At 68.7% G+C, this 12,203-nt stretch carries 13 protein-coding genes; 10 read left to right on the top strand and 3 right to left on the bottom strand.

What is annotated here, in order from left to right; genetic code table 11:
• Positions 1-31: 31 nt before the first annotated feature.
• Entirely contained in the window at positions 32-817 is a 786-nt protein-coding gene (locus ACFXK0_RS13425) for an SDR family oxidoreductase (protein ID WP_379410410.1), read from the bottom strand.
• Between the two features lie 147 nt (positions 818-964).
• Here ACFXK0_RS13425 and ACFXK0_RS13420 point away from each other — a divergent pair, with 147 nt between their 5' ends.
• From ACFXK0_RS13420 to ACFXK0_RS13380, 9 genes are all read left to right on the top strand, one after another.
• Positions 965-2,146, top strand: coding sequence for a thiolase family protein (locus ACFXK0_RS13420; RefSeq protein ID WP_379410409.1), 1,182 nt, complete (start codon positions 965-967; stop codon positions 2,144-2,146).
• 38 nt (positions 2,147-2,184) lie between these two features.
• Complete coding sequence (locus ACFXK0_RS13415) at positions 2,185-2,946, top strand: crotonase/enoyl-CoA hydratase family protein (protein WP_379410408.1); 762 nt, start codon at positions 2,185-2,187, stop codon at positions 2,944-2,946.
• 46 nt (positions 2,947-2,992) lie between these two features.
• Positions 2,993-3,763: an SDR family oxidoreductase gene (locus tag ACFXK0_RS13410; protein ID WP_379410407.1), complete on the top strand. Its 771-nt coding sequence runs from the start codon at positions 2,993-2,995 to the stop codon at positions 3,761-3,763.
• Positions 3,764-4,031: 268 nt separating this feature from the next.
• Positions 4,032-4,640 (top strand): TetR/AcrR family transcriptional regulator, encoded by a 609-nt coding sequence (locus ACFXK0_RS13405; RefSeq protein ID WP_379410406.1) that lies wholly within the window; start codon positions 4,032-4,034, stop codon positions 4,638-4,640.
• Positions 4,641-4,824: 184 nt separating this feature from the next.
• Complete coding sequence (locus ACFXK0_RS13400) at positions 4,825-6,351, top strand: nitric oxide reductase activation protein NorD (RefSeq protein ID WP_379410405.1); 1,527 nt, start codon at positions 4,825-4,827, stop codon at positions 6,349-6,351.
• Complete coding sequence (locus tag ACFXK0_RS13395; protein ID WP_379410404.1) at positions 6,348-7,142, top strand: CbbQ/NirQ/NorQ/GpvN family protein; 795 nt, start codon at positions 6,348-6,350, stop codon at positions 7,140-7,142. Before ACFXK0_RS13400 ends, ACFXK0_RS13395 begins: the two co-directional genes overlap by 4 nt.
• A 203-nt stretch (positions 7,143-7,345) precedes the next feature.
• Positions 7,346-8,035, top strand: a complete 690-nt coding sequence (locus ACFXK0_RS13390) for a hypothetical protein (protein ID WP_379410437.1) — start codon at positions 7,346-7,348, stop codon at positions 8,033-8,035.
• Positions 8,036-8,048: 13 nt separating this feature from the next.
• Positions 8,049-8,474: a hypothetical protein gene (locus ACFXK0_RS13385; protein ID WP_379410403.1), complete on the top strand. Its 426-nt coding sequence runs from the start codon at positions 8,049-8,051 to the stop codon at positions 8,472-8,474.
• A 96-nt stretch (positions 8,475-8,570) separates the two neighbouring features.
• The gene (locus ACFXK0_RS13380; protein WP_379410402.1) at positions 8,571-9,623 is read left to right on the top strand and encodes a phosphotransferase; all 1,053 of its coding nucleotides are present in this window, start codon (positions 8,571-8,573) and stop codon (positions 9,621-9,623) included.
• 15 nt (positions 9,624-9,638) lie between these two features.
• On the opposite strand, the gene ACFXK0_RS13375 is transcribed toward ACFXK0_RS13380, so the two are convergent.
• Together ACFXK0_RS13375 and ACFXK0_RS13370 are read right to left on the bottom strand one after the other, a co-directional pair.
• The gene (locus ACFXK0_RS13375; protein ID WP_379410401.1) at positions 9,639-10,868 is read right to left on the bottom strand and encodes an amidohydrolase family protein; all 1,230 of its coding nucleotides are present in this window, start codon (positions 10,866-10,868) and stop codon (positions 9,639-9,641) included.
• A gap of 60 nt (positions 10,869-10,928) precedes the next feature.
• The gene (locus ACFXK0_RS13370) at positions 10,929-11,762 is read right to left on the bottom strand and encodes an acyl-CoA thioesterase (protein ID WP_379410400.1); all 834 of its coding nucleotides are present in this window, start codon (positions 11,760-11,762) and stop codon (positions 10,929-10,931) included.
• Between the two features lie 134 nt (positions 11,763-11,896).
• Here ACFXK0_RS13370 and ACFXK0_RS13365 point away from each other — a divergent pair, with 134 nt between their 5' ends.
• The gene (locus ACFXK0_RS13365) at positions 11,897-12,199 is read left to right on the top strand and encodes a hypothetical protein (RefSeq protein ID WP_379410399.1); all 303 of its coding nucleotides are present in this window, start codon (positions 11,897-11,899) and stop codon (positions 12,197-12,199) included.
• The last annotated feature ends 4 nt before the right edge of the window (positions 12,200-12,203 follow it).

The raw sequence follows: 12,203 nt of genomic DNA, 5'->3' as shown, positions 1-12,203 counted from the left end.
GCGGAGGCCGGCCGGAATCGTCTGGCGGCGTTCAGAGTTCGATGGCGGGGCCCACCGTCATCGGGGCGACGAAACCGCCGTCGACATGGATGTCCTGGCCGTTGATCCAGCGTGATCCCGGCCCCGCGAGGAACGAGATCACCGGCACGATGTCGGCGACCGTGGCGTGTCTGCCGATCGTCGCCTTGACCGAGTCGAGGACCTCCTTGCCCATCGACGCCTCGAAGTCGGTGAGGATCGGGGTCTCGGTGGGGCCGGGGCTGACGGTGTTGACCCGGACGCCGTACTCCTGCCACGCGGCCGGGGCGAGCCGCTTGGCGAAGACGATCGAGGCCTGCTTGGAGGTGCTGTAGACGGGGTAGGCGGGGTCCTGGGTCGCCTGCCAGCGCGCCACCGCCTCGGCATCGCTCGCCGCCAGCAGACCCGCGAGATCATCGATGCGCTGTTGCCAGCCGAGCGCGGCGACCGAGGCGACGGTGACGATCGCGCCGCCGTGCCGCAGCAACGGCAGCATGCCGGTGGTGAACAGCCGCATCCCGAGATAGTTCACCCCGAGAACATCGGCGGCGGGCGCGGTGCCCGGCACACCGGCGACATAGGCGAGCGCGTCCCAGTCCGGTCCGATCCGCTCCAGCAGTGCCGCGATGTCGTCCGCGTCGCGCAGGTCGCACTGCTCGTGCGCCGCCGCCGGTGTGTCGTTCGCGCGCAGGTCGACCGCGAGCACGTGGTCCCCCCGCTCGTGGAAATGCGCCGCGGTGGCCGCTCCGATGCCGGACCCGGCCCCCACGACGACGATCCTGCTGGGCTGAACGACCATGGGTTCCACCGTTCCGATGCCAGCTGCGGCACCTGTTACAGAAAGCTTGACAGTAAGGGTAACTATAAATCAGTCTGGTGGTCGAGACAACGCCATCGGCACGCCCCTGCGTGCGGCGGAACAGCCGGAAGACAGAGGTCGAGAAACATGCCAAAACCCGTCATTGTCAGCGCGGTCCGCACCGCGATCGCGCGGTCGTTCAAAGGCGCGCTCGTCGATGTGGCCTCGGAGACCCTCGCGACCGAGATCCTCGTGGAGGCGGTCCGGCGCGCCGGTATCGACCCCACCCATGTCGACGATGTCATCCTCGCCGAATTGAACTACGGCGGTGGCGATCTGGCGCGCCACGCCGCCGTGGCGGCGGGCATGGAGAGCGTGCCGGGCCAGGCGGTGAACCGCCATTGCGCGGGCAGCCTGACCTCGATCGCCAACGCGGCCGCGCACATCGGCGTCGGGATGGAGCGGGTGATCGTGGCCGGTGGCGTGCAATCGCTGTCGACCTCGCCGTTGATGAAATGGCGGGTGCCCGGTTCGGGGCCCGAGCTCGAGTTCAAGGAACCGTGGATGCCGCCCTCGCATCCGGAGACCCCCGACGCGCCCACGCTGGACATGGCCGTCACCGTCGGCTGGAACACCGCGAAGAAGGTCGGCATCAGCCGTCGGGAGATGGACGACTGGGCGCTGCGCTCGCATCAGCGCGCGATCGCGGCGATCGACGAGGGCAAGTTCACCGAGGAGATCATGGCCCTGAAGGTCGCCCGGCCCGACGGCTCGGTGCTCGACTTCGCGGTGGACGAGCATCCCCGGCGCGAGACGACCGCGGAGCGCTTGGCCGCCCTGCCGGTGCTGCACCCCGAGATCGAGGGCTTCTCGATCACCGCGGGCAACAGCAGCGGTATCAACGACGCCGCCGCCGCGGTGACCGTCATCGCCGACGACTACGCCGCGGGCGCCGGTCTCGAGGTGCTGGCGACGATCCGGGCCTGGGCCAATGTCGGTGTGACACCCGCGGACAACGGGATCGGCGCGGTGAACGTGATCGGCAAGGTGCTCGATCGGGCCGGGCTCGCGGTCGGCGATGTCGCGCTGTGGGAGATCAACGAGGCCTTCGCCTCCGTGCCGATCGCGGCGTGCCGTGCGCACGGCATCGATGAGGAGCGGGTGAACTTCTCCGGCAGTGGCTGCAGCCTCGGCCATCCGATCTCGGCCTCGGGCGCGCGTCAGGTGGCCACCCTGATCTACGAGTTGCGCCGCCGCGGCGGCGGCATCGGGGTGTCGGCGATGTGCGCCGGAGGCGGCATGGGCGGCGCCCTCGTCATCGAAGTCTGAGCGCCGCAGGGCTTTTCCTCGAGAGAATGGAGATATCAGTGTCGGACGAAGTGCTGGTGGAACGGCACGGCCGCACCCTGGTGATCACGATCAACCGGCCGGACGCGCGCAATGCCGTCAACCTGGCGGTCAGCCAGGGGCTCGCCGACGCGGTCGACGAGCTCGACGCGAGCCCCGAACTGTCGGTCGCGATCGTGACCGGTAGCGGCGGAAACTTCAGCGCCGGAATGGATCTGAAGGCTTTCGCGGCGGGGGAATACCCGTATGTGGCCGGTCGTGGTCTCGGCTTCACCGAGCAGCCGCCGGCCAAGCCGATCATCGCCGCCGTCGAGGGCTACGCGCTCGCGGGCGGAACCGAACTGGTGCTGGCCACCGACCTGGTCGTGGCGTCGAAGACCGCGACCTTCGGCATTCCCGAGGTCAAACGCGGCCTGGTCGCCGGCGGCGGTGCGCTGCTGCGCCTGCAGGGGCGCATCCCCTATCAGAAGGCGCTCGAACTCGCCCTCACCGGTGACAGTTTCACCGCCGAGGACGCCGCCGGATGGGGCTTCGTCAACGAGGTCGCCGAACCGGGCGAAGCGCTCGCCCGGGCGCTGGCGCTGGCCGAGCGGATCACGGCGAACGGGCCGATCGCGGTCGCGGTGACCAAGCAGGTCATCGTCTCCTCGGCCGAATGGGGTGCCGACGAGAGGTGGCAGAAGCAGATGGAACTCATCGCACCGGTGTTCGCCACGCGCGACGCGCAGGAGGGCGCCAAGGCGTTCGCCGAGAAGCGGCCCCCGCACTGGACGGGCACCTAGGCGCCGAGGCGCCGATTCATCAATCCACGAAACAGGAGGAGACGCAGTGTCGTTCGAAGGTGAAGTAGTACTCGTGACCGGCGGAGCCGGTGGCCTGGGTGACGCGACCGCGCGCAGGCTGCACGCCGGTGGCGCCGCGGTGGTCATCGCCGATGTCAACGACGACAAGGGCAAAGCGCTCGCGGACGAGCTCGGTGACCGGGCCGTCTATGTCCGCACCGATGTGCTCGACGACGCGACGATCGAGGAGGCGTTCGCGCAGGCCGACACCCTCGGCACGCTGCGCTACGCGGTGATCGCCCACGGTGGCTTCGGAGTGCTGGAGAAGGTCGTCAACCGGGACGGGAGCCCGCACACACTGAAGGGGTTCACCGACACGATCGCGCTGTATCTGACCGGCACCTACAACGTGCTGCGGCTGGCGGCCGCCAAGATCGCCAAGCTGGAGGCCAAGGGCAACGGTGAGCGCGGCGCGATCGTCATGACCAGCTCCATCGCCGGCTACGAAGGCCAGATCGGGCAGTCGGCGTACGCGGCGGCCAAGGGCGGTGTGATCGGGCTGACGCTGACCGCCGCCCGCGATCTGAGCGCGGTCGGTATCCGGGTCAACAGCATCGCGCCGGGCACCATGCACACCCCGATCATGGACTTCCTCGGCGAGGAGAAGCTCGGTCAGTTCGCCGCGTCGGTGCCGTTCCCGAAGCGGCTCGGCGCACCCGCCGAGTACGCCTCGCTGGCCCAGCACCTGCTCGAGAACCCCTACATCAACGGCGAAGTGGTGCGGATCGACGGCGGGCAGCGTTTCCAGCCGAAGTAGCACCCGGGTATCGACCCGCCACAGCAGACCGCCGCACCGGATCCGGTGCGGCGGTCTTTTACTGTATGCCTTCCGGTATGTCACATTGGGTTCTCGAATCGCTGACAGAGTTCAGTGACATGTGTCAGTATTAATGGCGTGACCGAGTCCGAAGACGGTCGCAGAAATCATTGAAACCATCGGTGACAGAAGGTGATTCACGCATCCATCCGATTCTGATCGGTGCGCCTGTTTGACGCCCGTCACCGACTGAGGGTTAGCTCGCCGCATGAGCGGAACCCAGGACAGACCACAGGGACGCGAGGCGCAGCGCCTCCAGACCAGGAAGCGAGTGCTCGATGCGGCGGTCGCGGAGTTCGGCAGGGTGGGTGCGGCGGATGCCGACATCGCCACCATCGTCGAGGACGCCGGAGTGGCGCGCGGGACCTTCTACTTCCACTTCCCGACCAAAGAACACGTGCTGCTCGAACTCGAGCAACACGAGGAGGCTCGGATCGCCGGGGAACTCCGGCGCTTCCTGCGCACACCGCGCGATCTCCCGGAGGTGCTGGCGAAAGTCGTCCGGCTGGTCTCCGCCCTGGAACGGCGCCTGGGCGACAAACTCTTCAAAGACCTCATCGCCGTGCACTTCTCACCGACCAGACCACTCGACGACACCTGGCGGGAACGGCCGGTGATCACCGTGGTCGCGCAGGAGATCGAACACGCCGCCGCACGAGGCGAAGCCCAACTCGCCGTCCAGTCCTATCACAGCGCGGTGTTCTTCCTGCTCGGCCTCTACGCCGTCCTCACCACCACCAGTGGCGCCACCGACGTCCGCACCGCGGCGCTGGCCGACTACCTGACCAGCACCCTGCGCAGCCTGGAGCCCCGATGACCGCACCCGGCACCCGACGACAGAAACGGAAACCCGACCATGCTTCTCGACATCCTGCGACTCGCCCTCGCCTGGGGCGCGGTGATTCTCATCATCGCCTTCTGGTACTGGATCATGCGCAGCATCGGCACATTCTGACCATGCGCCCCGAGCACGCGGCGGCACCGTCACGCGGCGATCCGTCATGACGGCCGCGACATCGGCGTCCTCGATCGAGCGCAGCTACGCGCTGACCGCGGTCGCCCTGTCCGGCCGGCGGCGCGCGGGCGTTCGCCTGGTGACCGGCGAACAGCGTGGTTTCGGCCTGAGCCCCGGCCGCGGCCTCGTCCACGTGCCGTACCCGCCGACCGTGGCCGGCTGGACGGGCACCACGGTGACCTGCGGTGTGGCACTGCAGTGTGCACCGTCGAAGGACCGCATCGCGCAGTACGCGTTGCACGAACTGTCACCCCGCGAGCGCGGCGCGCTGTCGGTGGTGGAGGGCGGTGTCGCGGCGGCCTGGATCGGCGAACGCTATCCGGGCCTGGTGCCCGAACTCCGGCGCTGGTTGCCCGGCCTCGGACCGGCCGACCCCGACCTGACCGGCGACGAAATGCTCGCTCGCGCCATCGCGCTGGCCCGCTCGACGGACCCGCCGGCGGCCGGCAGCCTGCTCGGCGGCCTGCCATTGGCGGCCCCGCCGCGCAGCCGGATGGCCGTGGCGGTGCGCCGGGCCTACAACCGGATGCCCTGGACCTCGGCACGCACCGACAGTTACCGCGTCTGGTCGGTCCCGATCGGCGGCGACGGCGGCAGCCGCGCCACGAATCTCCCGCCGCCCAGCAGACCCGAGAACGAGGACATCGAGATCCGGCCCGACCAGCGCGCCGGGATCCCGTATCCGGAATGGAACCAGTGGACCAGCGGTTTCCTGCGTGACCACGTCGCGGTGCTGGAACGGCGGCACCCGACCAGCGCGAGCCCGGTCGCACCGGCCTCGCCCGAGGTCCGGCGCTGGTTCGAGGAACTGACCCACCGGGCGATGCGCGGCGGGCTCGAGGACGGGTCGGATCTCGACATCGACCGCTACATCGGTCATTACGTCGACACCCGGGTCGGCGCGGTACCCGAACCACGGGTGTTCCGTGAGCTGCTCCCCAGCGTGCGCGATGTGACCACCGCCGTCCTGCTCGACGGCAGCTCCTCGCTCGGCGTGCACGGGGGCCGGACCTTCCGGCTGGAGCTGGCCTGCGCGGACGCGCTGTCGCGGGCCATGACGGTCACCCGGGAGCGGCACGGGCTGTTCGTGTTCACCGGCAACACCCGGCACCGTGTCGAGGTCCGGTGCCTGAAGGACTTCGACGACCGGAGTTTCGTCGACATCGCCGGACTGGGGCTGCTGACCGGTGGCTACACCCGGCTCGGCGCGCCGCTGCGGCACCTGACCGCGCGACTGCTCGCGCAACCCGCGCAGCGGCGCCAGCTCATCGTGATCGGCGACGGACTCATCTCCGACGAAGGCTACGAGGGCCGCTACGCCTGGGCCGATGTCGCCCATGCCGTCGAGGAGGCGACCGCGGCCGGTGTCGCCGTCTACTACATCGGGGTCGGGCCGGTCCGCGTCGACCCGCTGCCCGAGGTGTTCGGACCCGAACGCTCGCAACGTATCCAGCGCGTCGACGAACTTCCCCGCGTCCTCGCCCACATCCACCGAGAGTTGGTCGACCTGTGACATCTGATCTCTACTACGCGGGCGGCGGCGAGATCGATCTGTTCGAGCACGCCTTCCGGCAGCGACTGCCCGTCATGCTCACCGGCCCGACGGGCTGCGGGAAGACCCGGTTCGTCGAACACATGGGCGCGCGGCTGGGCCGGCCGGTCGTCACCGTCAGCTGCCACGACGACATCACCAGCTCCGACCTGGTCGGCCGGTTCCTGGTCACCGGCGGCGATGTGGTCTGGACCGACGGGCCACTCACCCGGGCGGTCAAGAGCGGAGCCATCTGCTACCTGGACGAGGTGATCGAGGCCCGCCACGATTCGCTGGCGGTGCTGCATTCGCTCGCCGATCATCGGCGGGCCCTGTACCTCGATCGCGCCGATGAAGTGGTCGAGGCACCGGCGACGTTCATGCTCGTCTGTTCCTACAACTCGGCCTACCGCAGCTCCCTGAAAGTGCTCAAGCCGTCGTTCCGGCAGCGCTTCGTCACCCTCGCCATGGACTACCTGCCACCCGAGCGTGAAGCCGCGGTGGTGGCAGGCGAATCCGGCGTCGATCCCGCGATCGCGACCCGGCTCGTGCAGTGCGCGAACACGATTCGCGGCGCGGACGAGATCTTCCACTTCGAACCCCCGTCGACGCGCGTGCTGGTGGCGGCCGCGCAACTCGTCGTCGCCGGCGCGAGCGAGATCGACGCGGTGCAGTCGTGTGTGCTCGCGCCGCTGAGCACCGACGCCGCCATCGGCGACGGACTGCGTCAGATCGCCGCCGCAGGCCTGCGCACCGGCGAAGACGCCGTGTGATCACCCGAGGAGAACATGCCGATGAACGAGCAAGACCGGAGACGACGGCGCGCGCTGATCGTCTTCCAGATCACCATCTACGGATTTCTGCTGATGATGTTCCTCATCCAGTTGCAGATGTCGCTCACCCGTGACTGGTAGGAAAAATCGTGAATCTGCCGACCTTCGTCAAACGTCATCGCGCCGGATCGGCTGACCCGGCGATCGCGGGTTCGCCGCCCACGACCGTGGGCTACGACGAGCACGAGGCCCTGAGCCGGGCGAGTCAGCGCCGGGCCGACCTCTGGCTCACCGCGGGCACCGCGCTGATGGGCACCTACATCCTCGGCCTTTTCGGGCTGCCGCTGTTCCTGCGCGGGGTGTGGTTGCAGCGGCGGGCCCAGCGCGACGGGCTCTCCGTGCGGCCGATCATCGTCACGCTGATCGGGTACCTGGTCATCCTCGACGCCTTCCTCAACAGCGTGGGCTGGGTCCTCGACGTCTTCGCCAGCCACACCCTGGTCACCCGGGTCTTCTTCACCGCGTGGGGGAACTTCTTCGACGCGGGGTACTGGTGGCACTACAACGAGCTGTGGATCGGCGGGGCGGGCGCGCCGGGGGAGAAGGGCTGGGAGATCGCCTGCGTGTTCACCGTCTTCCCGATGCGGATCGCCGCGGCCATCGCCTTCCTGCAGATGAAGCGCTGGGGCCACCAATGGCTCACCGTCACCTGCTGGTTCGGCCTGGTGATCTGGGTCGGCTACATCGTGAACATGACCGTGTACGCCGACATCCGCTTCGACGGTGTGGTGCTCCCGGTGTTCGGCTGGTGGTTGTACGACATCTTCTACATCACACCCTTCCTGGCAATTCCCTACTTGCACACGGTCAATCGCGAGATATTCGCGGACTGAAGGAGATCGCACGATGAGTACACCGGCACCGGAGTCGGGAACCGCTCCGCCACAAGACCTTCCGCTGGGCACCACGCCACCGTTCGCCCGCATGCACCGATGGCTGAAACGGGGAATCCTGATCTGTCTGGTCGCCCTGGTCGTGGAGGGCGCGATGACCGTGCCCGCGCTCGCCCTCTGGTACGGCTGGCCGACCCTGTCCCTGCAGGAGATCTGCGACGAGATGTTCAAGGTCCGCTACTCCGACGACACGCTGGAGTGTGAATATCCGGCCGACTTCAACGCACCGCCGCTGGGCGGGCAGCCGGAGGCGGCGGGTCAGACGACCGCCCGCGACGAGTGGGGCGTGCAGCCCAAACCGGGGTGGGAATCGATCGGGTTCCGGGAACTGGTGCGGATCCGCGAGGATCGGCTCGCCCGCGAGGAAGCGGGCCGGTAGGTGAGCGCTGCTGTCCGCACCGCTCGTGCCGCCGGATCGGTGGCACGAGCGGCGGCGCGCGTCGCCCTCGGGCGGGTTGTCCCTGGTGCGAGTCCGGTGCCGTCGCGTATCGAGGACGTGACCCCGGCGTGGCTGGCCGGCATGCTCGGCGCGGCCCCGGCGGCGGTGCGCGAGATCCGTGTCGTCCACGCCGATTCCGGGACCGCGGCGCGGGCACGGATCGAGGTCACCGGCGACGCCGGGATTCCGCCCACGCTGTTTCTGAAATTGCCGCCGCGGGACTACCCGCAGCACGTCCTGATGACCCTGTTCGGCCTCGGGACGAGCGAGATCAACGCCTACCAGGTGCTCGGCAGCGCACCGCCGATCCGGGTGCCGCGCTGTCACGCGGCCCGCTCGGATCCGCGATGGGGCCGGGATGTGCTCGTCCTGGAAGACCTTTCGCCCACCGCTCGCTTCCGGACGATCACCGACCCGGTGGATCAGGGCGAAGCGGAGGCGGTGGTCGACGCCATGGCGGATCTGCACGCCGCGCACTGGGGTGCGGCGCGATCGGGTAGCGGTCTCGCCGCCCTGGCCACGCGATCGGAGGTGGACGTCGAACTCGGCCTGCTGATCCGGCGCCGCCTGCTCGGCGCCCGCACCACCTCCCTGGTTCCGGCGGCGATGCGCGAGCAGCTGGCGATCTTCTCCGAACGCGGTCGCGAGATAGATGCCTTCTGGGCGCAGGGGCCGCAGACCCTGATCCACGGTGATCCCCACCTGGGCAACCTGTTCTTCGAGGGCGCCGTTCCCGGGTTCCTGGACTGGCAGATCGCCACGGTGGGCCCCGGTATCCGCGATGTCGCCTATTTCGCGAACTCCTCCGTGGAACCTGGGCTGCTGCGGCAGCTCGAGCGCGGTCTCGTCGAGCGCTATGCCGCCCGGCTGGCGGCCGCGGGCATCGCCGCCGACCCGGACCAGCTGTGGACGCTGTATCGCGTCGGCATCACCGAACTGCTGCTCGCGATCGTCTGCACTGCCGCCGCGGGCGAGCGGATGCAGTCGGCGGAGGTGACGCGCTGTGGTGTCCAGCGCGCCGTCGCCGCCGCCGAAGCGCACGACAGCCTGGCCCTGCTCACCGCGCTGCTCGACGGCAAGCGGGTGTGAGACCAGGCCGCGGGGTCAGTGGGCCGGCGTGGTGCCCGCCCGCAGGTCGGGGTTGGCGAGGGGCAGGCCGAGGAAGCGCCGGGCATTGTCGCCCATGAAGTCGTAGGTGCGCCGAACGTCCATGCCCTCGGCGTACTTCCAGAAACCCTTCGGTTCGGCCAGCCCTTCCGGATGCGGGTAGTCCGAACCGAACAGGACCTTGTCCCAGCCGACGGTGTCCACCACGTCGGCGACGCATCCCTCCCAGAAGGGACTGACCCAGATGTTGCGGCGGAACACCTCGTGCGGATGCTCCGGGAAGTTCTGCGGCATCTTCTTGTAGAGATCGTCGAAGTCGTGGAACAGCGGATGGATCCAGGAACTGCCGTTCTCGACGCTGGCGACCCGCAGCTTCGGAAAGCGGGTGAGCGTGCCGTGGCAGATCAGGCTGGTGATCATGTCGGCGATCTCCCGGTGCCCGAGCGCCATCCAGCGAAACGGGCTCTGCGCCATGAAGTTCGCGGTGTGCGGCGGCTCCCAGGAGGCGATGTAACCGTCCAGTGGCGGGTAGCTCGCGTGCAGCACGATCGGCAGTCCGGCCGCTTCGACATCGCGCCAGAACGGATCGAACTCCGGCAGTGCCGGGGAACGCCAGCCGTGCAGGCCGTTCACCGGGCCCGGCTTGATCAGGGCCACCGTCGCGCCGTGCTCGAGGATGTAGTCGAGCTCGCGCTGGGCCGCGTCGACTTCGGACAGATTGATGATCGGCGTCGAGTAGATCCGGTCGGCGTAGTTGTAGGACCAGTGCTCGGCCATCCACTGGTTGAGTGCGTGGATGATCGCCAGCGTGAGCTGCGGATCGTCGGCGGCCGAATGCTCGACCAGGCTGGCCAGCGTCGGATAGTTCAGCGCCTCGACCACACCCTGGCGGTCGAGCTCGGAGATCCGGTCCACCGGGTTGCGAGTGGCGGGCGGCGCCTCGATGGCGGGGCCCTGCATCTCCCGCAGCGTCAGCCCCTCGGAATTCTCGCCCGCGAAGAACTTCTCGTGCGCGCCGGGCGCGGCGACCCGCTCGAAGGTGGGATTGGGGATGAAGTCGGTGACCTTGTTGTTGATCACGATCCGGGTCTGCCGGCCGATCTGCGCGAACTGCACCGCGCGTGCGTACCGCTGCGGCAGATACTTCGTCAGCGCGTCCGGGGTCTCGTACATGTGCTGGTCGGCGTCGAAGATCGGCGCATCGCGGAATTGTTCGTCGTTCGGCATCTGGTTCCCTCCATCAATGCGGTCTCATCTACTGTAATGCATACAGTATGGCGATGGGAGTCACGCCGTCCGGATCGTTCCCGGGCGGAACCGGAGCAGGGCCTCCTGGGCGAAGGAGGCGACCAGCGCGCCGTGTGTCGTGAAGATGTCGCCGCGGCCGAAGCATCGCCCGTGGGCGACGATCACGCTGTGGTGGCGCGACAGCAGCCAGTCGCCGGTGCGCACCGGCCGGTGGAACCAGATCGTGTGCGAGGTCGTCGCCGAGGTGAACGCGGTCCCGTTGCTGTGCTGGTCGACGCCGTCGAAGGCGCGCAGCGCGGTGCCGATGACGGTGAGGTCGCTCGCGTAGGCGAGCAGGGCGGGGGCGAGCTCGTCGGCGGTGGCGGGGATCCGCATCCACAGGTCGTAGGCGGACTGCCCGTCGTCGTGGGTGTCGAGGTCGGTCACCGACCGTGTCTCCCACGGTAGGAGCGGGAACCGGACCTCGCGGTCGGGTCCGGGTGGGGTGGCGTCGAGACGTACCGGTTGGTGATCCGGACCGGCCTCGGTGGCGTGCAGGGATATCGCGCAGGTGGCGATCGGGCGGTCGTGCTGGGTCGCGGTGACTGCGAGCGCACCGAATGATCGCCCGTCGTGGAGGGGATCGGCGCGGTAGCGCACGGGTGTGTCGGCGGTGCCCTCGCGCAGGAACGAGGCGTGCAGGGACTTGATCGTCTTGGCCGGGTGGGTGGCGGTCGCCACGCGGGCGAATTGGGCGAGTAGCTGTCCGCCGAAGAGGCGTCGGTGAGGGAGTTTTTGGTTCGCGCCCTCGAAGGTGAGTGGGTCGGGCTCGTCGTCACCGGATTTCGGGTGCAGTTCCAGGCAGGACAGGAGATCGTTCCACGGGTCTGACATGCCTGCATCGTATGCCATACCGTAAGTATTACGGTATGGCACCGATCCGGGCCCATCGCACACTCCGGTGCATTACCGTCATTTCAACAGTAATCCTTTTCCGGGATCTGCTCGATGGACGAAGGTGATGGTCGATGACGAAGCACGCGGGGCTCGGATGCCGAGCGCAGGCCGCGGTACGCCCGCTCCCGTCCGGACCGCCCGGCGCCCGGATTCCCGGCGAGCTGGTCCGGAGCGCGCGCTACGACCTGCTGGACTATTTCGCGAAGTGTCCACGATGCGGCTACGCGGCGCAGGCCTCGGAGACGATCCTCGCCTACTCCAGCGGCCTCGTCGAGCGCAGGCAGTACCGCACCTGCGGGCAGCCGTGCGGCTGGCACGATTCGTCCGTCGAGGTCGCGGACACGGTGGTGGCGGGTTCGGCTCGCGCAGGGTGACCCG

It is taken from the genome of Nocardia sp. NPDC059177 (genome assembly GCF_042755165.1).
Classification (GTDB): domain Bacteria; phylum Actinomycetota; class Actinomycetes; order Mycobacteriales; family Mycobacteriaceae; genus Nocardia.
Note: the sequence above shows the minus strand (reverse complement) of the source record. Positions and strands in the feature narration are given on the sequence as shown.

Bases quoted from the DNA above. Each gene is read 5' to 3' on its own strand.
- ACFXK0_RS13425 (WP_379410410.1), bottom strand. From the start codon at position 817: ATGGTCGTTCAGCCCAGCAGGATCGTCGTCGTGGGGGCCGGGTCCGGC.
- ACFXK0_RS13420 (WP_379410409.1), top strand. From the start codon at position 965: ATGCCAAAACCCGTCATTGTCAGCGCGGTCCGCACCGCGATCGCGCGG.
- ACFXK0_RS13405 (WP_379410406.1), top strand. From the start codon at position 4,032: ATGAGCGGAACCCAGGACAGACCACAGGGACGCGAGGCGCAGCGCCTC.
- ACFXK0_RS13400 (WP_379410405.1), top strand. From the start codon at position 4,825: ATGACGGCCGCGACATCGGCGTCCTCGATCGAGCGCAGCTACGCGCTG.
- ACFXK0_RS13385 (WP_379410403.1), top strand. From the start codon at position 8,049: ATGAGTACACCGGCACCGGAGTCGGGAACCGCTCCGCCACAAGACCTT.
- ACFXK0_RS13375 (WP_379410401.1), bottom strand. From the start codon at position 10,868: ATGCCGAACGACGAACAATTCCGCGATGCGCCGATCTTCGACGCCGAC.
- ACFXK0_RS13370 (WP_379410400.1), bottom strand. From the start codon at position 11,762: ATGTCAGACCCGTGGAACGATCTCCTGTCCTGCCTGGAACTGCACCCG.
- ACFXK0_RS13365 (WP_379410399.1), top strand. From the start codon at position 11,897: ATGACGAAGCACGCGGGGCTCGGATGCCGAGCGCAGGCCGCGGTACGC.